Source organism: Pseudomonas sp. A0308 (assembly GCF_044218815.1).
GTDB lineage: Bacteria > Pseudomonadota > Gammaproteobacteria > Pseudomonadales > Pseudomonadaceae > Aquipseudomonas > Aquipseudomonas iridis.
Genome location: NZ_CP162581.1, coordinates 1,146,145 through 1,167,055 on the forward strand (window position 1 = coordinate 1,146,145; position 20,911 = coordinate 1,167,055).

A 20,911-nucleotide genomic window follows, 5' to 3' on the forward strand; every position below is an offset into this window, starting at 1 on the left:
AAAACCGGCCCCTCAGGGCCGGTAGAAACTCAGTTGTTATACAGATCGATGATCGCACTGACCGCCTGGGTCTTGACCTTCGAGGCATCGTTACGTGCCTGTTCGATCTTGTCCAGATAAGCCTCGTCGACGTCGCCCGTCACGTACTTGCCGTCAAACACTGCGCAATCGAAGTTTTCGATCTTGATCTTGCCGCCGCCGACCGCTTCGATCAAGTCAGGCAAGTCCTGATAGATCAGCCAGTCAGCACCGATCAGATCAGCCACGTCCTGAGTCGAACGGTTGTGGGCGATCAGTTCATGGGCGCTTGGCATGTCGATGCCGTAGACGTTCGGGAAGCGCACCGCAGGGGCGGCCGAGCAGAAGTAGACGTTTTTCGCGCCGGCTTCACGGGCCATCTGGATGATCTGCTTGCAGGTGGTACCGCGAACGATCGAGTCGTCAACCAGCATCACGTTCTTGCCGCGGAACTCCAGCTCGATGGCGTTGAGCTTCTGGCGTACCGATTTCTTGCGGGCAGCCTGTCCCGGCATGATGAAGGTGCGACCGATGTAACGGTTCTTGACGAAACCTTCGCGGAATTTCACGCCCAAGTGATTAGCCAGCTCCAACGCAGCGGTGCGACTGGTGTCCGGAATCGGGATGACCACGTCGATATCGTGCTCAGGACGCTCACGCAGGATCTTCTCGGCGAGCTTCTCGCCCATGCGCAGGCGCGCCTTGTATACCGACACGCCGTCGATGATCGAGTCCGGACGCGCCAGATAGACGTGTTCGAAGATGCACGGCGTCAGGGACGGGCTGGTCGCGCACTGACGGGTGTGCAGCTTGCCCTCTTCAGTGATGTAGACCGCTTCGCCCGGCGCCAGATCGCGAATCAGGGTGAAACCGAGCACGTCCAGGGAAACACTTTCCGAGGCGATCATGTACTCGACGCCTTCGTCTGTGTGACGCTGACCGAACACGATCGGGCGGATGCCGTGCGGGTCACGGAAACCGACGATGCCGTAACCGGTCACCATGGCCACTACCGCGTAACCGCCGACGCAACGGTTGTGCACGTCGGTCACGGCAGCAAACACGTCTTCTTCGGTCGGTTGCAGCTTGCCGCGCTGGGCCAGCTCGTGGGCGAACACGTTGAGCAGCACTTCCGAGTCGGAACTGGTGTTGACGTGACGCAGATCGGATTCGTAGATTTCTTTGGCCAACTGTTCAACGTTGGTCAGGTTACCGTTATGCGCCAGCGTAATGCCGTAAGGCGAGTTGACATAAAACGGCTGGGCTTCGGCCGAAGTCGAGCTGCCCGCGGTTGGATAACGGACGTGGCCGATACCCATATGGCCGACCAGGCGTTGCATGTGACGCTGATGGAACACGTCACGCACCAGGCCATTGTCCTTGCGCAAGAACAACCGGCCATCATGGCTGGTCACGATACCGGCAGCGTCCTGGCCGCGGTGCTGGAGCACGGTTAGCGCGTCATACAGCGCCTGATTGACGTTCGACTTACCGACGATACCGACGATGCCACACATGCGACGCAACCCCTACTTAATGGATCTGAACTGAACAACACTCACTGCGGCGTTTTGGCCGACGGCAAGAGCTGTTCCTTGAACGGAATTTCAGCGGGTACGCTGATTCCGCTGGCAAGCCACTGACTGCTCCACCCAAGAATCAGGTTCTTGGACCAGTCGGCGACCAATAGAAATTTTGGCACGAGCTGTGACTCTTTCCACCACCCGTCCTGCTGTACCGGCCCCAGGCTCAACAGCCCGACTGCGACGACCACCAGCAACACGCCACGCGCCGCGCCGAAGGCCATTCCCAGAAAGCGGTCGGTCCCGGACAACCCGGTGACGCGAACCAACTCGCCGATAAGATAATTGATCATTGCGCCCACGATCAGCGTGGCGACAAACATGATGGCACAGCCCGCGATCACGCGAGCCGATGGGGTTTCGATGTATCCGGCGAGGTACTCGGACAATGAACCACCGAACATCCAGGCGACGACTCCTGCGATGATCCAGGTCACCAGCGATAATGCTTCTTTGACGAAGCCGCGGCTCAAACTGATCAATGCGGAGATGGCGATGATTGCAACGATCGCCCAGTCAACCCAGGTAAATGGCACAGTGCAGCCTACAGACGGATAAGGCGGCGCATTTTAGCAGAGCGCATGGCTGTCGGTAAGCTGCGATTTTCAGTGCATTTCAATCGAATCGATAGATCCTAGCCACGCTCAGGCTGGAAGCGTACGACAAAGCCCTTGAGCTTCTGCTGACGACTCAAAAGATCACGCAGACGATCGGCTTCGGCGCGCTCGATCAGCGGGCCGACGAACACCCGATTCTTGCCATCGGCGGAACGGATGTAAGCGTTGTAGCCCTGGCTGCGCAGAGTTTTCTGCAGACTCTCGGCGCTGGCGCGGCTCGACAGGCTGGCCAGTTGCACCGACCAGCTTACCGACAGACCATTGGCGTCGACACGGCTCTGAGTGGTGTCAGGCTTGGTCGTCGCTGAGGCAATCGGCTGGGCAGGCGCAGGAATCGGCTTGGACACCGGCGGCGGCGCGGCAGGCTTGGCGATCTGAGCCGGCACAACAGGTGCCGGGGCGATCGGCGCAGAAGGCGCGACTTGCTCGGCGATTTCGTCATCGCTTGGCACGGGCTCTTGCGGCAAGGTTTGCGGCTCGGGAACGGCGACCGGTTCCAACTGCACTTGCGGCACGGCAGGCGCAGACGGGGCAGCCGGGGCCTCGACGGTCACCTGACGCTGTTCGTCCTGACGGGAAAACAGCATCGGCAGGAAAATCACCGCCAGCGCCACCAGCACCAGGGCACCGACCATGCGCTGTTTGTACGCTTTATCCAGCAAAGCCATTTGCCGCTTCCTCCGTGGAGTGCCGGGCCAACCATTCAAGGGCCTCGGCGACACAATAAAATGATCCGAACAACAGAATCTCATCGTCGCTGGTTGCGACGGCGCACTGCCCTTCAAGTGCGGCGGCAACACTGTCGTAAGACGTGACCGACGCGCCAAGGTTCTGCAATGCCGTCTGCAATTGCGCAACAGGGCGCGCACGCGGTGAATCCAGCGGCGCTACTGCCCAGTGCTCGACACTAGCATTCAACTCGCTGACAACACCATCCAGATCCTTGTCCGCCAGCAAACCAAACACCGCCAGACGCTTGCCGACCGGTGCCCGCGTGGCCAGACGGCGAGCCAGATACTCCGCCGCGTGCGGGTTATGGCCAACATCCAGCAACAGATTCAGGCGCTTGCCATTCCATTCAAAGGAACGGCGATCCAGACGCCCGACAACACGCGTCGCCTGCAAGGCCGCCACAATCCGCTGTGCATTCCACGGCAAACCGAGCAGCAAATACGCCTGCAACGCCAGCGCGGCGTTTTCCATCGGCAGATCAAGCAGCGGCAAATCATGCAGCTCGACGACCTGGCCCTGCGCATCGGTACCGCGCCACTGCCAGTTATGGTCAGTGATGCCGAGATCGAAATCGCGCCCACGCAAGGAGAACGGGCACGCCAGTTCGCGCGCCTTGTCGAGCAACGGTTGCGGAGGATTGAGGTCGCCGCACAGCGCAGGCTTGCCCTGACGGAAGATCCCGGCCTTCTCGAAAGCCACGGATTCGCGAGTGTCACCCAGATAATCGGCGTGATCGACACCAATGCTGGTGACCAGCGCGATATCGGCGTCCACCACGTTGACCGTATCCAGACGCCCGCCAAGACCGACTTCCAGCACCACAGCGTCGAGCCCGGCCTGCTGAAACAGCCAGAACGCCGCCAGGGTGCCCATTTCGAAGTAAGTCAGGGAAGTTTCGCCGCGCCCGGCCTCGACCGCAGCGAAGGCTTCGCACAGCTGTGCGTCAGTGGCTTCGACGCCATTGAGCTGCACCCGCTCGTTGTAACGCAGCAGGTGCGGAGAATTGTAGACACCAACGCTCAGGCCCTGCGCCCGCAGCAACGAAGCCACGAAAGCGCAGGTCGAACCCTTGCCGTTGGTGCCGGTGACCGTGATCACCCGAGGCGCCGGCTGGCCCAGCCCCATTCGGGACGCTACCTGTTGCGAACGTTCCAGACCCATGTCGATGGCCGACGGATGCAACTGCTCAAGGTAGGCGAGCCACTCGCCAAGGGTGCGCTCGGTCATATGTTGGCTGGCACCGGCGGAACGACGATCGGCTCGATTGGCGCAGCAACGAATGTCGGCGTTGGCTTACCCGTCATTTGTGCCAGCAGGTTGCCCAGACGTGGACGCAGTTCCTGACGGTGGATGATCATGTCGATCGCACCGTGCTCCAGCAGGAATTCGCTGCGCTGGAAGCCTTCCGGAAGTTTCTCGCGCACGGTTTGCTCGATCACGCGCGGACCGGCGAAGCCGATCAGGGCTTTAGGCTCGCCAACAATCACGTCGCCGAGCATTGCCAGACTGGCGGAAACACCACCGTAAACCGGATCGGTCAGCACCGAGATGAACGGAATGCCTTCTTCACGCAGACGCGCCAGCACGGCAGAGGTCTTGGCCATCTGCATCAGCGAGATCAGAGCTTCCTGCATGCGCGCACCACCGGAAGCGGCGAAGCAGATCATCGGGCAGCGGTTTTCCAGCGCGTAGTTGGCAGCGCGTACGAAACGTTCGCCGACGATGGCACCCATGGAACCGCCCATGAAGCTGAATTCAAACGCCGAAACCACTACCGGCATGCCCAGCAGGGTGCCGCTGACGGAAATCAACGCGTCTTTTTCGCCGGTCTGCTTCTGCGCAGCGGTCAAGCGATCCTTGTACTTCTTGCCGTCACGGAATTTCAGACGGTCAACCGGCTCCAGATCGGCGCCCAGTTCGTTGCGACCTTCGGCATCAAGGAAGATGTCGATGCGCGCACGTGCGCCGATGCGCATGTGGTGGTTGCACTTCGGGCAAACGTCCAGGGTCTTTTCCAGCTCCGGACGATAAAGCACAGCCTCACAGGACGGGCATTTGTGCCACAGACCTTCAGGCACCGAGCTCTTCTTGACCTCCGAGCGCATGATCGAAGGGATCAGTTTGTCTACTAACCAGTTGCTCATGCTTTCTTTCTCCAGTACCGGCGGCCCGAACGCTCTGGTTCGCAGCCCCGTGTATGCCCTTGAGCTAAATTCATGTGTGGCGATGATCAAGGATGGCCGGGTCAGAAAAACTGACCTTCGTACAACCCAAAAACCCTCAGCCTCTTTTCTACCAAGCTGTGGACGGCGGCAGTGTGCCAGCCGTCACATCATGCACAGGCCTAAATGCCCCTGACGGCGCCGATGAACGCCTGAACTTTTGCGTGATCCTTGATGCCTTTGCTCGCCTCGACCCCACCGCTGACGTCGACTGCGTAGGGTTTTACCCGAGCCACGGCGCCTGCGACGTTTTCCGGTGTCAATCCACCCGCCAGAATCAGCGGCTTGCTCAGACCTTGCGGAATCAATGACCAGTCGAACGCCTCGCCGGTTCCGCCGGGCACGCCTTCGACGTAGGTATCGAGCAGTACGCCACTGGCACTTGGGTAAGCATCGACAGCCGCCGCAATGTCATCGCCGGCCTTGACCCGCAGCGCCTTGATGTAAGGACGATGCCAGCCTTCGCACTCTTCGGCGGTTTCGTCGCCATGGAACTGCAACAGATCAAGCGGCACGGCATCGAGGATTTCCCCCAACTCGCAACGGCTGGCATTGACGAAAAGGCCCACGGTGGTCACAAACGGCGGCAAGGCCTTGATGATTTCCCGTGCTTGCTGCACCGATACTGCGCGCGGACTTTTGGCGTAAAACACGAATCCGATCGCATCAGCCCCGGCTTCGACGGCGGCCAGCGCATCTTCTATGCGGGTAATGCCGCAGATCTTGCTGCGAACGGCTGACATATCGAGAAAAACTCCGAGGCAGAATCCGGGAAAGTCCCGGATGGTAACAAAAGCGTTCGAGGGCGTCAGCCGTCAAGTTCGGAGAAACCCGTAAGGAAATGAGGACCGATAAAACGCTCGGGCAGCGGAAATTCGTCGTGGTACTCGACTTGCACCAGATACAAGCCGTAAGGATGCGCTGTCACGCCGCCAGACCGGCGCTCGCGACTTTCCAGCACTTCCTTCATCCACTCGACCGGCCGCTCGCCAGCACCGATGGTCATCAGGACGCCGGCGATGTTGCGCACCATGTGGTGCAGGAATGCGTTGGCGCGGATGTCGAGCACGATCATCTTGCCGTGACGGGTCACGCGCAGGTGATGCATCTTCTTGATCGGCGATTTCGCCTGGCACTGGCCGGCACGGAACGCACTGAAATCGTGGGTGCCAATCAGATACTGCGCGGCTTCGGCCATGCGCTCAGCGTCCAGCGGACGGTGATTCCAGGTGATTTCTTCATTGAGATGGGCCGGGCGAATCTGATCGTTGTAGATCACATAACGATAGCGCCGGGCGATGGCCTTGAACCGCGCATGGAAATGCGCCGGCATCACCCGCGCCCAACTGACACTGATGTCGTGAGGCAGGTTGATGTTGGCGCCCATTACCCAGGCCTTCAGCGAGCGGTCGACCTGCGTGTCGAAATGCACCACTTGTCCGCAGGCATGCACACCCGCATCGGTACGCCCGGCGCACTGCAAGGAAACGGGCGCGTTGGCGACTTTCGACAAGGCTTTTTCAAGCGCTTCCTGCACCGTCGCCACTCCGGTTAACTGACGCTGCCAGCCACTGTAGCGCGAGCCTTTGTATTCAACGCCCAGCGCAACGCGGTAAAAGCCGTCGGGGGCCATTTCGGCGACCGGGTTATCTATGTTTGCCAAGGTGGGACAGCCTGCTGTTTTTGCAAAGGCCGGCATTATAAGGCCTCAAGATCAAAAGATCGCAGCCTTCGGCAGCTCCTACACAAGAATCGGCGTTTTCCTGTAGGAGCTGCCGAAGGCTGCGATCTCTTGATCCAGTGAGCCAAACAAAAACGGCAGCCTCTTGGGCTGCCGTTTTTGTTTACAACTGAAACTACTACAGGCTCGAGAGCATGTCCTTGGCTTCGCCGCGCTGCTTCTCGTCACCCTCGGTCAACACTTCGTTGAGGATGTCGCGCGCGCCGTCGCTGTCGCCCATGTCGATGTAGGCCTGGGCCAGATCAAGTTTGGTGGCTGCTTCGTCGGTGCCCGCGAGGAAGTCGAAATCGTCTTCACCCAAATCATCACCCAGCGCCGCATCGGCCTCGGTGAACGTCGGCTCGGCGATGCTCTGCGACAGGCGATCCAGCTCGGCGTTGACGTCATCCAGCTCGGCGGCAAATGCATCAGGCTCTCCCGCCGGGTTGGTGTCCATCTCGTCAGCCAGCGACAGGTCGAAATCGGCTGGCAGCTCCAGGTCATCCTGCGGCAAATCGGCGACGACCGGTGGCTCTACCGGCGACAAATCCTTCACGCCGTCATCCAGATCCAGCAGGAAGTCATCATCGGCCAACGGTGCTGGAGCAGGAGCCGGCTCTGCGCCAAGGTCCAGATCCAGGTCGAAATCCGACAGATCATCCAGATTCTCTTTGATGTCGGTCTGCTGTTGCAGCACCGATTCAAAGCTCAGATCGTCGTCCGACGGGAACTCGTCCAGTTCGACAGGCGCTTCGGGTTCAACGATTGGCGCCGGTTCCACCGGAGTGATGTTGTCGAGATCGTCCAGACTCAGGTCGAACGCGCTGTCCAGATCGTCCGTTGCTGGCGACGGCTCAGGCGTTTCGGGCTCATCCAGCAGCAATTCCTTGACGTACTGGGCGTCCAGCTCGGCTGCAATGGCGGCGGCGGCCAAACCACCGGCAACCGCTACTGCCATGGCCGGGAAACGGCTTTTCAGCTCTTCGACCTTGGCGAAGTTGTCGCCATTGGCCACCAACTGACGCTCCTGGCCTACGAAAGCATCGCGATCACCCTGCTGACCATAGACTTCCATCAGCTTCAGACGCAGATCACTGCGCTGCGACTCAAGGCTAATGCCCTCTTCCAGCAACGCAGCAGCCTGATTCAGACGCCCGGCGTTGATGTGCGATTGAGCCTTTTCGAGGACATCATCGGAGCGCTCGCCTGCCGGGGCAACCAGCGGCGCAGCGATTGGCTCGGCCATGACGATTGGTGCCACAATCGGGGCGACTACTGGCGCTGGTGCCGGAGCCGGAGCCGGAGTGTTGAGTTTGACGCTCGCGGCCGGGGTTTCCAGACCTTCGAAGCTGCTTTCCGGCAGATCCTGCTCGGCGGAGAACTCTTGTTCCTCAGCCAGGGCGCGGGCCATGCGCACATGCTTCTCGGCTTCCTGCTGGGCTTTGCGGCGACGGGCCAGCAGCAACAGCAACAACAGCAGGACCACGGCACCGCCACCGACCAGACCCAGCAAGATCGGATTGGTCAGCAGTTCGTTGAAGGTTTTTTCGTCATCGGCGACAGGTGTGGTTTCGACCACCGGCTCGACCACTGGCTCAACTGGCGTCTCGGCCGGCGGTGCAATGGCGGACTCTGGTGTCGGAGCTGCTTCTGCCGGTGTTGCTGGCGGTGTGGCGGCCAACTCGGCAGTGATCGCAGGCACCGCCGGATTAGCGTCTGGAGCAGCGCCCGCCCCTTCGGCCTGCATCTTCGCCAATTGATTGTTCTTCAACTCGATCAGACGTTGCAGCTTGTCCAGCTGACTTTGCAGATCGGTCATGCGGCTTTTCAGTTCCTCGTTGTCACGAAGGGTCGTGTCGAGGTTTTCCTGAGTGACCGCGAGCTTGTCGCTCAGGGCCGTGGCGTCGCCCGCCGGACCTTTGCCGCGCGCCTTGGCGCTTTCAGCAGAAACCAGGCTCAGGTTGTCTTGCGCGTCAGGCGCAGCGCCCGTATTGCCGCGACCACGGTTGGTCGCATCAAGTTGCTGCTGACCGGTGCCAGGTTTGGCCACATAACGACGACCCTGACGCCAGGCTTCGTTTTGTGCTGCGACTTCAGCGATGGCCGCCGACTGTGGCAGCGCAGTGCTTTGCACCGAATCCGGAAGACGCAGGACCTGGCCGACTTTCAGGCGGTTGATGTTGCCGCCGATAAACGCATCCGGGTTCAACGCCTGAATGGCCAGCATCGTCTGCTGCACCGAACCGCCGTTACGGGCCTTCGCCGCAATTTCCCACAAGGTGTCACGCGGGGTGGTGGTGTATTGCGTCGGGTGTGTGGCGCCGGTGGTCGGTGCAGTGATGGTTTGCGACGGCGCCGGTTGCGCAGCGGCGTCAGCGGTCTGCGGCGAAAACTTCGACGGATCCAGCAGTACGCTGTAATCGCGCAACAAACGGCCATTTGGCCACATCACCTGGACGAGGAATTTCACCATCGGTTCCGACAGTGGCTTGCTCGAGGTCACGCGCAGCACGCTTTTGCCGCTGGCGTTGAGTACGGGGGTGAACGTCAGATCATTGAGGAAGGCCTGGCGATCGACGCCGGCCTTGGCAAAGTCTTCCGGCGAGGCCAGGCTCGGCACCACTTCGGCAGCGGTGAGATCCTTGACGTCGAGCAGCTCGATTTCAGCCACCAGCGGCTGGTTCAGGGTCGACTTCAGGGTCAGCTCCCCGAGCCCGAGGGCATGCGCCATACCGGAGGACAGCGCCGAGGCGGCCGCTATTGCTAACACCAGTTTGCGAACTTGAACCATAGCCTCATCCTTTGTTTGAACGTTCCTCGGCCAGCGAGAAGATGTTGAATATCGCTGCCGTAAGGCATTGCGCGCGACGACGACAGACTGCCGCGCGCGATCATTTCTTTGATGCCCCGGAAAGTCCCGGAGGGTGACACGTTATCAACTGCTTCGGCCAAGCATAGCGCCCAGCTAGAATCAGTCGACAAATTGTTGCCAAGTATCTTTTACAGCAGGTCTTTTATCAACAACTCGGCAACCTGCACAGCATTGAGTGCTGCGCCTTTGCGCACGTTATCTGACGTCAGCCACAGATTAAGTTCCGCCGGGTCATCGACACCACTGCGAACACGACCGACATAGACCACGTCCTGCCCCACCGCGTCTCCGACTGCCGTCGGGTAATCACCCGCATCGACCAGTTCAATGCCCGACGCAGCTTCCAGCGCAGCATTGACCTTTTTCAGGTCGACGGCCTGCGCTGACTGCAAGGTCACGCTAAGGCTATCGCCAAAAAACACCGGGGCTTGAACGCAACTTGCGGAAATCTTTAATAAAGGCTGCGCCAGCACCTGACGCAACTCACGCACCAGGCGTTTTTCCAGCAGCGTATGGCCCTGCGCGTCAGGCGTGCCGACCTGCGCCAGCAGGTTGAACGCCATCTGCCGATCAAAAAACTTGGGCTCCAACGGGCGCATGTTCAGCAGCTCGGCGGTCTGGCGTGCCAGCTCGGCGACGGCTTCACGCCCCTGGGCGGAAACGGCCAGGTTGGCGGTGACGTTGACGTATTGCAGATCGATCAGATCGAGCAACGGCGCGAGCACCACGGCAAGCGTGGTCGCCGACGGGCTCGGGCTGCTGACCTGGAATGGCGCTTTCAAGCCGGCGAGCACATCAGCATTGGCTTCCGGCACCACTTGCGGCGCCTGATCGGCCGGCAAGGCGCCGGACAGGTCGATCAGCGAGCAACCAGCGGCGTGGGCGCGGGCGGCGTAGCTCAGGGTGATGGCTGGACCGGCGGCGAAGAACACCAGTTTGACCTTGCTGAAATCGAATTCGTCGACCTCACGTACGCGCACGTTCTTGTTACGGAACAGCACCGAGCTGCCGGCGGATTCGCTGCTGGCCAGCAGGTGCAGGTTGCCGATCGGGAAATTACGCTCTTCAAGAATCTGTACGAGGGTTTCGCCGACAGTACCGGTGGCGCCGATCACGGCAATATCAAGGGTCTGGGTCATGGTGCGGCCTCTGGCGAAACGGGGGGAGCGGCACTTTACCGGGTGACTGGCGCACAGGCAATTTCTGCCGGGGATTTGTGGCGCCTATAACGCCCCCTTCGCGAGCAGGCTCGCTCCCACAGGTGAATGCATTCCAAAGGTGGGAGCGAGCCTGCTCGCGAAGGCGCCAAATCAGGCAATCGAGAACCTTGAAGCATAAAAAAACCCGCGCCTCTCGCAAGGCGCGGGTTTTTCATTGCTTCAAACGATCAACGCTCAAGCAAAATCCGCAGCATGCGACGCAGCGGTTCGGCCGCGCCCCACAGCAGTTGGTCGCCGACGGTGAAGGCGCCCAGATACTGGGTGCCCATGTTCAGCTTGCGCAGACGACCGACCGGAACATTCAGGGTGCCGGTGACCTTGGTCGGGCTCAGCTCCTGCATGCTGATCTCGCGCTGATTCGGTACCAGTTTGACCCAAGGGTTGTGCTGGCTGATCAGCCCTTCGATGTCGGCGATCGGTACGTCTTTGTTTAGCTTGATGGTCAGCGCCTGGCTGTGGCAACGCATGGCGCCGATGCGCACGCAGATGCCATCGACCGGGATCGGGCTCTTGAAGCGACCGAGAATCTTGTTGGTCTCGGCCTGGGCCTTCCACTCTTCGCGGCTCTGGCCGTTCGGCAGTTCCTTGTCGATCCATGGGATCAGGCTGCCGGCCAACGGTACGCCGAAGTTTTCGGTCGGGTAGGCTTCGCTGCGCATGGCGTCGGCTACACGACGGTCGATGTCGAGGATCGCGCTGGCAGGATCGGCCAGTTGCTCGGCAACAGCGGCGTGGGTCGCGCCCATTTGCTTGATCAGTTCACGCATGTTCTGCGCGCCGGCACCGGAGGCCGCCTGATACGTCATGGCGCTCATCCACTCGACCAGCCCGGCCTCGAACAGACCGCCCAGGCCCATCAGCATCAGGCTGACGGTGCAATTGCCGCCGATGTAGTTCTTGGTGCCCGCATCCAGCTGCTGGTCGATGACCTTGCGGTTGACCGGATCAAGAATGATGACCGCGTCATCGTTCATGCGCAGGCTGGAAGCTGCGTCGATCCAGTAACCCTGCCAGCCGGCTTCGCGCAGCTTGGGGAACACTTCGCTGGTGTAGTCGCCGCCCTGGCAGGTCAGGATCACGTCGAGGGTCTTCAGCTCTTCAATGCTGTAAGCGTCCTTGAGCGGAGCAATGTCCTTGCCCACGGACGGGCCTTGGCCACCGACATTGGAAGTGGTGAAAAACACCGGCTCGATAAGATCGAAATCCTGCTCTTCCAGCATCCGCTGCATGAGCACGGAACCGACCATACCGCGCCAACCGATCAGACCTACACGTTTCATCGCAACTACACCTTCTTGAAAAGTGGGCCGCTGCTTTGTATTGAATTTCGCAGCGGGCCCGAGAGATTACAGATTCCGCAGCGCGGCGACTACTGCGTCGCCCATTTCCTGCGTACCGACTTTGGTGCAACCGGCCGAATAGATGTCGCCGGTGCGCAGGCCCTGATCCAGAACCACGCTGACGGCTTTCTCGATGGCATCGGCCGCGTCATGCAGATTGAAGCTGTAACGCAGCATCATCGACACCGACAAAATGGTCGCCAACGGGTTGGCAATGCCCTTGCCGGCAATGTCCGGCGCCGAACCGTGGCAAGGCTCGTACATGCCCTTGTTGTTGGAGTCGAGCGAGGCCGACGGCAGCATGCCGATGGAACCGGTAAGCATCGACGCTTCGTCGGAGAGGATGTCGCCGAACAGGTTGTCGGTGACGATCACGTCGAACTGCTTCGGTGCGCGCACCAGTTGCATGGCGGCGTTGTCGACGTACATGTGGCTCAGTTCGACTTCCGGGTAATCCTTGGCGACCTGCTCGACCACTTCACGCCACAGTTGGCTGGAGGCCAGCACGTTGGCCTTGTCCACCGAGCACAGCTTCTTGCCACGCACCATGGCCATGTCGAAACCGACACGGGCGATGCGACGGATCTCGCTTTCGCTGTATGGCAGGGTGTCGTAGGCCTGACGCTCGCCGTTTTCCAGCGTGCGGGTGCCGCGCGGCGCGCCGAAGTAGATGCCGCCGGTCAGCTCACGGACGATCAGGATGTCCAGGCCGGCAACGATTTCCGGCTTCAGGCTCGAAGCATCGGCCAGTTGCGGGTACAGGATCGCCGGACGCAGATTGCCGAACAGGCCCAGTTGCGCACGGATTTTCAGCAGACCGCGCTCAGGGCGGATGTCACGCTCGATGGTGTCCCATTTCGGGCCACCGACAGCGCCAAGCAGCACTGCATCGGCAGCGCGGGCACGGTCGAGGGTTTCGTCGGCCAGTGGCACGCCGTGCTTGTCGATGGCCGCGCCACCGATCACGTCATGGCTCAGCTCGAAACCCAGGCTGTACTTGTCGTTGGCCAATTCCAGCACCTTGACCGCTTCGGCCATGATTTCCGGACCAATACCGTCGCCTGGGAGAATCAGAATCTGCTTGCTCATGCTTTCCTCGTGTCTTCAGTCGGTGCGCCATCAACGGACGCGCCCGGAAAAATTCTTGTCGTTCTAGAACTGTTTTTCAGCCCAGAGCACGATCACATCTGTACTGAACGAGCCATCGGCTTCGATCTCGAAATATTCGCGTACTTCTTTGCCCATCGACTGCTGCAACTGGCGGATCGCGGCGCGCATCACTTCAGGTGTGCGCATGCGCTCGACCCAACTGCTGTACTCCAGACGCAGACGTTGGCGCGCAGTGCTACGCGTATGCAAACCCGCCTCGCTGACCTGCCGCAACCATTCGCCGGCAGAATAATCGCGCACATGGCTGGTGTCGCGCAGCACTTCGACGCTTTGCAGGTAAGTGTCGAACAACGGGCTGCCCGGCGACAACACATCGATGAACGCCGCCACACCACCCGGCTTCAGCACCCGGCGTACTTCGCGCAGGGCCACACCAAGATCGCTCCAGTGATGCGCCGAATAACGGCTGAACACGAAATCGAATTCGCCATCGGCAAACGGCAGACGCTCGGCCGCCCCGTTGACCGTGGCGATATTGCTCATGCCGCGATCGACGGCAGCAGCAGCCACGACGTCGAGCATCTGCTGCGACAAGTCATAGGCGACCACTTCCCTGACCAGTGGCGCCACGTGAAAACTCACATGGCCGGCGCCACACCCCAGGTCCAGCAACCGGGCGTCGCCCTGCCCTGCCAGTTCAGCTTGTAGCAGTGCGAATTCGGTACCTTGCGCGTGAACGGCGCTGCTCAGGTAGGCGGCGGCCTGTTCACCGAATTGCTTTTGTACAACCTGACTGTGCTGGGCGGTGCTGGTCATGGGGACTTTCCTTGAATCTTGTGGTGCTTGTTCCGGCCTCATCGCTGGCAAGCCAGCTCCCACAGTAATTTGCGGTGTTCACAAAACCTGTGGGAGCTGGCTTGCCAGCGATGGGGCCGGCCCTGACTACATCAATCTCGAATCAATCACGCGTCGCGGAACAACCACGGCTGGCTCACGCGATGCTTCGCTTCAAACGTCGCAATCGCTTCGTGGTCTTGCAAGGTCAGGCCGATATCGTCCAGACCGTTGAGCAGGCAATGCTTGCGGAACGCATCGATCTCAAAGCGGTAAACCTTGCCATCCGGACGCGTCACGGTTTGTGCTTGCAGGTCGACCTGCAATTGATAGCCCGGCTCAGCTTCAACCTGCTTGAACAGTTCATCGACTTCAGCGTCGCTCAAGATGATCGGCAGCAAGCCGTTCTTGAAGCTGTTGTTGAAGAAGATGTCGGCGTAGCTCGGCGCGATGATGCTGCGAAAACCGTACTCTTCCAGCGCCCATGGCGCGTGTTCACGGCTGGAGCCGCAACCGAAGTTCTCGCGGGCCAGCAACACGCTGGCGCCTTGGTAACGCTCGGCGTTGAGCACGAAATCCTTGTTCAACGGGCGCTTGGAGTTGTCCTGATACGGTTGCCCGACATCGAGGTAGCGCCATTCATCGAACAGGTTCGGGCCGAAACCGGTGCGTTTGATCGACTTCAAGAACTGCTTGGGAATGATCTGGTCGGTGTCGACATTGGCACGATCCAAAGGCGCGACAAGGCCAGTGTGCTGGGTAAAAGCTTTCATGCTGCGCTCCTTAAATCAATTCACGAACGTCGATGAAACGACCGTTCACCGCCGCAGCCGCCGCCATCGCCGGGCTGACGAGGTGTGTGCGGCCACCGGCGCCCTGACGGCCTTCGAAGTTGCGGTTGGACGTCGAGGCGCAATGCTCGCCGGACTCCAAACGGTCCGGGTTCATCGCCAGACACATTGAGCAACCGGGTTCACGCCATTCAAAACCGGCTTCGAGGAAAATCTTGTCCAGACCTTCAGACTCGGCCTGCGCCTTCACCAGACCCGAGCCCGGCACGACGATGGCTTGCTTGATGGTCGAAGCCACCTTGCGGCCCTTGGCAATGACAGCGGCGGCACGCAAATCTTCGATCCGCGAGTTGGTGCAGGAACCGATGAATACGCGATCGAGTTGAATGTCGGTGATCGCCTGATTGGCGGTCAAACCCATGTATTTCAGGGCGCGGACGATCGAGTCGCGTTTGACCAGATCCATTTCCTTGTCCGGGTCCGGCACGTTCTGATCAACGGCCAAGACCATTTCCGGCGAAGTGCCCCAGCTGACTTGCGGCTTGATCTGCGCGGCGTCGAGTTCGACCACGGTGTCGAATTTGGCGTCGGCGTCGGACACAAGATCTTTCCAGGACTCGACGGCCATCTCCCACTCGGCGCCCTTCGGTGCGAACGGACGGCCCTTGACGTAATCGACAGTTTTTTGATCCGCCGCCACCAGACCCACGCGGGCGCCGGCTTCGATGGACATGTTGCAGATGGTCATGCGGCCTTCGACGGACAAATCGCGAATCGCGCTGCCGGCGAATTCGATGGCATGGCCGTTACCGCCGGCGGTGCCGATCTTGCCGATCACGGCGAGGACGATGTCCTTGGCGGTCACGCCGAACGGCAATTGGCCTTCGACGGATACCAGCATGTTTTTCATTTTCTTGGCGACCAGGCACTGAGTGGCGAGCACATGCTCGACCTCGGAAGTGCCGATACCGTGAGCCAGAGCGCCGAACGCGCCGTGGGTCGAGGTGTGCGAGTCGCCGCAGACCACGGTCATGCCCGGCAAGGTCGCGCCCTGCTCCGGGCTGATCACGTGGACGATGCCTTGGCGGACGTCGTTCATCTTGAACTCGACGATGCCGTATTCATCACAGTTGTCATCGAGGGTCTGAACCTGCAAACGCGAGACCTGGTCGGCGATGGCTTCGATGCCACCCTTGCGCTCCGGGGTCGTCGGTACGTTGTGGTCCGGGGTCGCGATGTTGGCATCGATGCGCCAAGGCTTGCGCCCGGCCAGACGCAGACCTTCAAAGGCTTGCGGCGAAGTCACTTCGTGAATGATGTGACGATCGATGTAGATCAACGCAGAGCCATCGTCGCGCTGCTTGACCAAATGCGAATCCCAGAGTTTGTCGTAGAGCGTTTTGCCGGCCATCAGACGGTTCCTCATCAGCTTGTTTCTATGCCCTGGGTATTTGAGAGATTCAATAACCCTTTGGCTTGTGAGGTCGATCCTATGGGGTTAGATTAAATAACTCAAATTCATATTTTTTATGCTTTGGATAACCAACTGGAATACAACCATGGATCTGGCCAACCTCAACGCTTTTATCGCCATTGCCGAGACCGGCAGTTTCTCCGGCGCCGGTGAGCGGCTGCACCTGACACAACCGGCTATCAGCAAGCGTATCGCCGGTCTGGAGCAGCAACTCAAGGTGCGCCTGTTTGATCGACTGGGTCGCGAAGTCGGCCTGACCGAAGCTGGTCGCGCCCTGCTGCCACGGGCTTATCAGATTCTCAATGTGCTGGACGACACCCGTCGCGCACTGACCAACCTGACCGGCGAAGTCAGCGGCCGCCTTACATTGGCCACCAGTCATCACATTGGCCTGCACCGCTTGCCGCCGCTATTGAGGGAGTTCACCCGCTGCTACCCACAGGTCGCGCTGGATATTCAGTTTCTCGATTCGGAAGTGGCCTACGAAGAAATACTCCACGGCCGCGCGGAACTGGCGGTCATCACCCTTGCCCCCGAGCCGCACACGCTGGTCAAAGCCACACCGGTGTGGGATGACCCGCTGGACTTCGTAGTCGCCCCGGAGCATTCATTGATCAGTAATGGCGCCGTCAGTCTGGCGGACATCGCCGGCCATCCGGCGGTTTTCCCCGGCGGCAACACATTTACGCACCATATTGTCCAACGTTTGTTCGAGGCCCAGGGGCTGACACCGAACATCGCGATGAGCACCAACTACCTGGAAACCATCAAAATGATGGTCTCCATTGGCCTGGCATGGAGCGTGCTGCCGCGCACCATGCTCGATGAACAGGTGGCAAGCATCGCATTGCCGGGCATACAGCTCAGTCGCCAGCTAGGCTATATCGTGCACACCGAACGGACGCTATCGAATGCAGCAAGAGCTTTTATGGCCTTGCTGGATGCACAAATCGATCTGCCAGGGACTCAGGGCTAACTTGTGCTAATCCTATAGAGCCGCTGCCCCTGTGCCTAAACGCCACCACCCGCTCAAGGCCTGTCGATAATGCCGAAATCTGTTGACCGAATTCCGCCGATGCCGCGCATTCAAGCGATTGACCCGCGACATTCCGAGCAGAGCTGGGAGAGCGCGCCGCAATTGCTCGCAGCGCTGAACGGTGCGCGGCTCGGCGCCTGGTATTGGGATATCGAGCGCGGTCAGATCAGTTGGTCGCGTGGCACGCAGGCATTGTTCGGCTTCGATCCGCGCCAGCCGCTGCCGGAAGATCTCGAATACCTGGATTTGCTACCACCCGAAGACCGGGCAAAAACCGTGCGCGCCTTCCACGCGGTAATTGCCGGCGCCCCGCTGGAACAGGCGATGCATCACCGCATCCGCTGGCCCGACGGCAGCCTGCATTGGCTGGAGATCAACGGCAGCCTGCTGCCAGACAAAAACGGCCGCCCCCGAATGATTGGGGTGATTCGCGAAATCACGCACCAGCGGCAACGCGAACAAGCCCTGAGCAGTTCAGAGAAACGTTTCGCCACGCTGTTTCATCTGTGCCCGAATATGGTGCTGCTGACCCGCCAGGAAGACGGTTTGATCAGCGAAGCCAACCAGTATTTCGAAAGCCTGTTCGGCTGGCCGGTGCAAAGCGCGATTGGCCGCACCACCCTGGAACTGGGCCTGTGGGTGCACCCTGAGCAGCGCGGCGAACTGGTCAAGAAGACCAAGGCCAAGGGCGAACTGATCAGCATGGAAGTGCAGTTTCGCGCCAGCAACGGGCAGATCCATGACGGCATTCTCAGTGCGCAAAAGGTCGAACTCGAAGGCCAGCCTTATCTGCTGAGCACGTTCCTCGACACCACCGAGCGCAAAGCTGCGGAACACGCCTTGAAAGACAGCCAGGAACGCCTCGACCTGGCGCTCGACTCGGCGCAGCTCGGCACCTGGGACTGGCACATTCCCAGCGGCATGCTCTATGGCTCGGCACGCGCGGCGCAATTGCACGGACTGGACCCGAAACCGTTCCATGAATCGTTCGACGAGTTTTTCGAAGGTGTGCCCGGCGAGGAGCGCGACAGCATGCGCGACGCCTATCGCAGCCTGCGCGAAGGCCCGGCGGGCAATTACCAACTGACGTATCGCGTGCAATTGCCGGACGGCAGCTCACGTTATCTGGAAAGCCGCGCCCGCCTCTATCGCAACGACAATGGCGCGCCATTGCGCATGGCCGGCACTTTGCTCGACATCACCGATCAGGTCGAACGCGAACAACGCCTGGTGGCCTCGGAAGAGAAATTCGCCACGCTGTTCCAGGTCAGCCCCGACCCGATCTGCGTCACCCGTCAGGACAGCGGCGAGTTCATCGAAATCAACAACAGTTTCACCCAGACCTTTGGCTGGAGCGCCGCCGACGTAATCGGCCGCACCGCCGAAGACATCGGCCTGTGGGACGCATCGGCGAAAAGTCTGCAGCGCATCGAACGGGTGATCCGCGAACAAGGCCTGAGCAATGTCGCGATCATCGTCCAGCACAAGGACGGCCAGTCGTTGACCTGCGTGATTTCCAGTCGGCAGATCAGCGTTGGCGATCAACCGTGCATCGTCACCACATTGCGCGATATCACCCAGCAGCAACGTTCGGAAGCGGCACTCAAGGCCAGTGAAGAGAAGTTCGCCAAGGCGTTTCACTCCAGCCCCGACGCCATCACCATCACCGAGCGCGACACCGGGCGCTATCTGGAGGTCAACGACGGTTTCTGTCGCCTCACCGGATATCGCGCCGATGAAGTGGTGGGTAAAACCGTGTATCAGGTCGGGATCTGGGCCGAGGAGAAACAACGTTCGGCCCTGCTCGCCGAATTGCAGATCAAGGGCCGCGTGCACCATCAGGAAATGCTCGGGCGCAACAAGCGCGGGGAAATTCTCACGGTGGAAGTCTCGGTGGAGCCGATCACCCTGAATGAAACGGCTTGCCTGCTGCTGACGGCCCGAGACGTCAGCCTGTTGAAAAATGCTGAAGCACAAATCCGCCATCTGGCGTACCACGATCCGCTGACCAACCTGCCCAACCGTGCGTTGTTGATGGATCGGCTGAGCCAGCAGATCGCCCTGCTCAAACGCCACAATCTGCGCGGCGCCTTGCTGTTTCTCGATCTCGATCACTTCAAACACATCAATGACTCACTCGGCCATCCGGTCGGCGACACGGTGCTGAAGATCATCACGGCGCGGCTCGAAGCCAGTGTGCGCATGGAGGATACGGTGGCGCGCCTGGGCGGCGATGAATTCGTGGTGCTGCTCAGCGGCCTGGAGGGCACGCGCAATGAAGTCAGCTTGCAGGTACGCGAACTGGCCGACACCCTTCGTGAACTGCTCTCGGAACCGATGTTCCTCGACGGCCAGCGCCTGCAAGTCACACCAAGCATCGGCGTGGCACTGATTCCGGATCACGGCTCTACCCCGACCGACCTGCTCAAGCGTGCCGACATTGCCTTGTACCGAGCCAAGGATTCCGGGCGCAACACCACGCAGATGTATCACAACACCATGCAGAAAGCGGCCAGCGAACGTCTGCGCATGGAGACCGACTTGCGCCTGGCGCTGTCGCGCGGCGAGTTCCGGGTGCATTTCCAGCCGCAAATCGACGCGCAGAACAACCGCATCATCGGCGCCGAAGCCCTGGTGCGCTGGAACCACCCGAAACTCGGCGCACAGTCACCGACCGAGTTCATCAAGGTTCTGGAAGACAGCGGTCTGATTCTGGAAGTCGGCACATGGATACTTGATGAAGCCTGCTCGGCGTTCAAACAACTGATCGCCCTGAAACTGGTCGACCCGCTCAATTTCAGCTTGTGCGTCAACATCAGCCCGCGCCAGTTCCGCCAGAACGACTTCGTCGAGCGTATCGAACAAAGCATGGTCAGCCACGGCCTGCCGTGCTCGCTGCTGAAACTGGAGATCACCGAAGGCATCGTCATCCAGAACCTGGAGGACACCATCAGCAAGATGCGCCGCCTGAAAAAGCTCGGTGTGAGTTTCGCCATGGACGACTTTGGCACCGGTTATTCATCGCTGACTTATCTCAAGCGCTTGCCGGTGGACACATTGAAAATCGACCAGTCGTTTATCCTCGATGCGACCACTGACCCGAACGACGCGGAGATCATCCGCGCCATCGTCGCCATGGCCCGCAGCCTGAAACTCGAAGTGATCGCCGAAGGCGTGGAAACCCCGGAGCAGCTTGAGTTTTTGCAGGGCCTGGGTTGCCATTTGTACCAAGGGTATCTGCACAGTCGGCCATTGCCGCTGGAGGACTTGAAAAAGCTGCTGACATAACGCGCTCAGCTTGCACCCGGCCAACAATTGCCAGTGTTGGCGGCAACCTGTAGG

16 protein-coding genes are annotated in these 20,911 nt (G+C 60.2%); 2 read left to right on the forward strand and 14 right to left on the reverse strand.

All coding sequences use genetic code 11. From position 1 onward, the window contains the following. Positions 1-29: 29 nt before the first annotated feature. The 14 genes from purF to leuC all read right to left on the reverse strand — a co-directional run bounded on the left by purF (position 30) and on the right by leuC (position 16,470). A complete protein-coding gene (gene purF / locus AB4P92_RS05540) occupies positions 30-1,535 on the reverse strand; it encodes an amidophosphoribosyltransferase (protein WP_042558616.1) in 1,506 nt (501 codons plus the stop codon). 41 nt (positions 1,536-1,576) lie between these two features. Continuing rightward, the gene (locus AB4P92_RS05545; protein ID WP_042558615.1) at positions 1,577-2,137 is read right to left on the reverse strand and encodes a CvpA family protein; all 561 of its coding nucleotides are present in this window, start codon (positions 2,135-2,137) and stop codon (positions 1,577-1,579) included. A gap of 98 nt (positions 2,138-2,235) precedes the next feature. Then, on the reverse strand, positions 2,236-2,886 hold the full coding sequence (locus AB4P92_RS05550) for an SPOR domain-containing protein (RefSeq protein ID WP_047300458.1): 651 nt from the start codon (positions 2,884-2,886) through the stop codon (positions 2,236-2,238). Continuing rightward, positions 2,870-4,177, reverse strand: coding sequence for a bifunctional tetrahydrofolate synthase/dihydrofolate synthase (folC, locus tag AB4P92_RS05555; protein WP_395599065.1), 1,308 nt, complete (start codon positions 4,175-4,177; stop codon positions 2,870-2,872). Before folC ends, AB4P92_RS05550 begins: the two co-directional genes overlap by 17 nt. Further along, positions 4,174-5,094 carry an acetyl-CoA carboxylase, carboxyltransferase subunit beta gene (gene accD, locus AB4P92_RS05560; RefSeq protein ID WP_042558612.1) on the reverse strand — a complete coding sequence of 307 codons (921 nt, stop codon included), beginning with the start codon at positions 5,092-5,094 and terminating at the stop codon, positions 4,174-4,176. The genes folC and accD overlap by 4 nt, the downstream gene beginning before the upstream one ends. A gap of 200 nt (positions 5,095-5,294) precedes the next feature. Beyond that, positions 5,295-5,915, reverse strand: coding sequence for a phosphoribosylanthranilate isomerase (locus AB4P92_RS05565; RefSeq protein ID WP_042558611.1), 621 nt, complete (start codon positions 5,913-5,915; stop codon positions 5,295-5,297). Positions 5,916-5,980: 65 nt separating this feature from the next. Then, positions 5,981-6,805, reverse strand: coding sequence for a tRNA pseudouridine(38-40) synthase TruA (gene truA, locus AB4P92_RS05570; protein ID WP_042558610.1), 825 nt, complete (start codon positions 6,803-6,805; stop codon positions 5,981-5,983). Positions 6,806-7,031: 226 nt separating this feature from the next. Continuing rightward, positions 7,032-9,683 (reverse strand): FimV/HubP family polar landmark protein, encoded by a 2,652-nt coding sequence (locus AB4P92_RS05575; protein WP_395599066.1) that lies wholly within the window; start codon positions 9,681-9,683, stop codon positions 7,032-7,034. Positions 9,684-9,892: 209 nt separating this feature from the next. After that, positions 9,893-10,903, reverse strand: a complete 1,011-nt coding sequence (locus AB4P92_RS05580; RefSeq protein WP_042558608.1) for an aspartate-semialdehyde dehydrogenase — start codon at positions 10,901-10,903, stop codon at positions 9,893-9,895. A gap of 248 nt (positions 10,904-11,151) precedes the next feature. After that, complete coding sequence (asd, locus tag AB4P92_RS05585) at positions 11,152-12,264, reverse strand: aspartate-semialdehyde dehydrogenase (RefSeq protein ID WP_042558607.1); 1,113 nt, start codon at positions 12,262-12,264, stop codon at positions 11,152-11,154. A gap of 66 nt (positions 12,265-12,330) precedes the next feature. Continuing rightward, positions 12,331-13,413 (reverse strand): 3-isopropylmalate dehydrogenase, encoded by a 1,083-nt coding sequence (leuB, locus tag AB4P92_RS05590; protein ID WP_042558606.1) that lies wholly within the window; start codon positions 13,411-13,413, stop codon positions 12,331-12,333. 63 nt (positions 13,414-13,476) lie between these two features. Then, the gene (locus AB4P92_RS05595; RefSeq protein WP_261737075.1) at positions 13,477-14,250 is read right to left on the reverse strand and encodes a class I SAM-dependent methyltransferase; all 774 of its coding nucleotides are present in this window, start codon (positions 14,248-14,250) and stop codon (positions 13,477-13,479) included. A gap of 146 nt (positions 14,251-14,396) precedes the next feature. After that, positions 14,397-15,041 carry a 3-isopropylmalate dehydratase small subunit gene (gene leuD / locus AB4P92_RS05600; RefSeq protein ID WP_042558604.1) on the reverse strand — a complete coding sequence of 215 codons (645 nt, stop codon included), beginning with the start codon at positions 15,039-15,041 and terminating at the stop codon, positions 14,397-14,399. A gap of 10 nt (positions 15,042-15,051) precedes the next feature. Further along, positions 15,052-16,470, reverse strand: coding sequence for a 3-isopropylmalate dehydratase large subunit (gene leuC, locus AB4P92_RS05605; RefSeq protein ID WP_200614656.1), 1,419 nt, complete (start codon positions 16,468-16,470; stop codon positions 15,052-15,054). Positions 16,471-16,618: 148 nt separating this feature from the next. Here leuC and AB4P92_RS05610 point away from each other — a divergent pair, with 148 nt between their 5' ends. Together AB4P92_RS05610 and AB4P92_RS05615 are read left to right on the forward strand one after the other, a co-directional pair. Beyond that, a complete protein-coding gene (locus AB4P92_RS05610) occupies positions 16,619-17,509 on the forward strand; it encodes a LysR family transcriptional regulator (RefSeq protein ID WP_047300450.1) in 891 nt (296 codons plus the stop codon). 69 nt (positions 17,510-17,578) lie between these two features. Continuing rightward, positions 17,579-20,857 (forward strand): PAS domain S-box protein, encoded by a 3,279-nt coding sequence (locus AB4P92_RS05615; RefSeq protein WP_395599067.1) that lies wholly within the window; start codon positions 17,579-17,581, stop codon positions 20,855-20,857. Positions 20,858-20,911: the final 54 nt, after the last annotated feature.

What these genes read in the sequence shown, in the direction of transcription:
- purF (WP_042558616.1), bottom strand. Translation starts at nt 1,535, where the DNA reads ATGTGTGGCATCGTCGGTATCGTCGGTAAGTCGAACGTCAATCAGGCG.
- AB4P92_RS05550 (WP_047300458.1), bottom strand. Translation starts at nt 2,886, where the DNA reads ATGGCTTTGCTGGATAAAGCGTACAAACAGCGCATGGTCGGTGCCCTG.
- folC (WP_395599065.1), bottom strand. Translation starts at nt 4,177, where the DNA reads ATGACCGAGCGCACCCTTGGCGAGTGGCTCGCCTACCTTGAGCAGTTG.
- accD (WP_042558612.1), bottom strand. Translation starts at nt 5,094, where the DNA reads ATGAGCAACTGGTTAGTAGACAAACTGATCCCTTCGATCATGCGCTCG.
- AB4P92_RS05565 (WP_042558611.1), bottom strand. Translation starts at nt 5,915, where the DNA reads ATGTCAGCCGTTCGCAGCAAGATCTGCGGCATTACCCGCATAGAAGAT.
- truA (WP_042558610.1), bottom strand. Translation starts at nt 6,805, where the DNA reads ATGGCCCCCGACGGCTTTTACCGCGTTGCGCTGGGCGTTGAATACAAA.
- AB4P92_RS05575 (WP_395599066.1), bottom strand. Translation starts at nt 9,683, where the DNA reads ATGGTTCAAGTTCGCAAACTGGTGTTAGCAATAGCGGCCGCCTCGGCG.
- AB4P92_RS05580 (WP_042558608.1), bottom strand. Translation starts at nt 10,903, where the DNA reads ATGACCCAGACCCTTGATATTGCCGTGATCGGCGCCACCGGTACTGTC.
- asd (WP_042558607.1), bottom strand. Translation starts at nt 12,264, where the DNA reads ATGAAACGTGTAGGTCTGATCGGTTGGCGCGGTATGGTCGGTTCCGTG.
- leuB (WP_042558606.1), bottom strand. Translation starts at nt 13,413, where the DNA reads ATGAGCAAGCAGATTCTGATTCTCCCAGGCGACGGTATTGGTCCGGAA.
- AB4P92_RS05595 (WP_261737075.1), bottom strand. Translation starts at nt 14,250, where the DNA reads ATGACCAGCACCGCCCAGCACAGTCAGGTTGTACAAAAGCAATTCGGT.
- leuD (WP_042558604.1), bottom strand. Translation starts at nt 15,041, where the DNA reads ATGAAAGCTTTTACCCAGCACACTGGCCTTGTCGCGCCTTTGGATCGT.
- leuC (WP_200614656.1), bottom strand. Translation starts at nt 16,470, where the DNA reads ATGGCCGGCAAAACGCTCTACGACAAACTCTGGGATTCGCATTTGGTC.
- AB4P92_RS05610 (WP_047300450.1), top strand. Translation starts at nt 16,619, where the DNA reads ATGGATCTGGCCAACCTCAACGCTTTTATCGCCATTGCCGAGACCGGC.
- AB4P92_RS05615 (WP_395599067.1), top strand. Translation starts at nt 17,579, where the DNA reads ATGCCGAAATCTGTTGACCGAATTCCGCCGATGCCGCGCATTCAAGCG.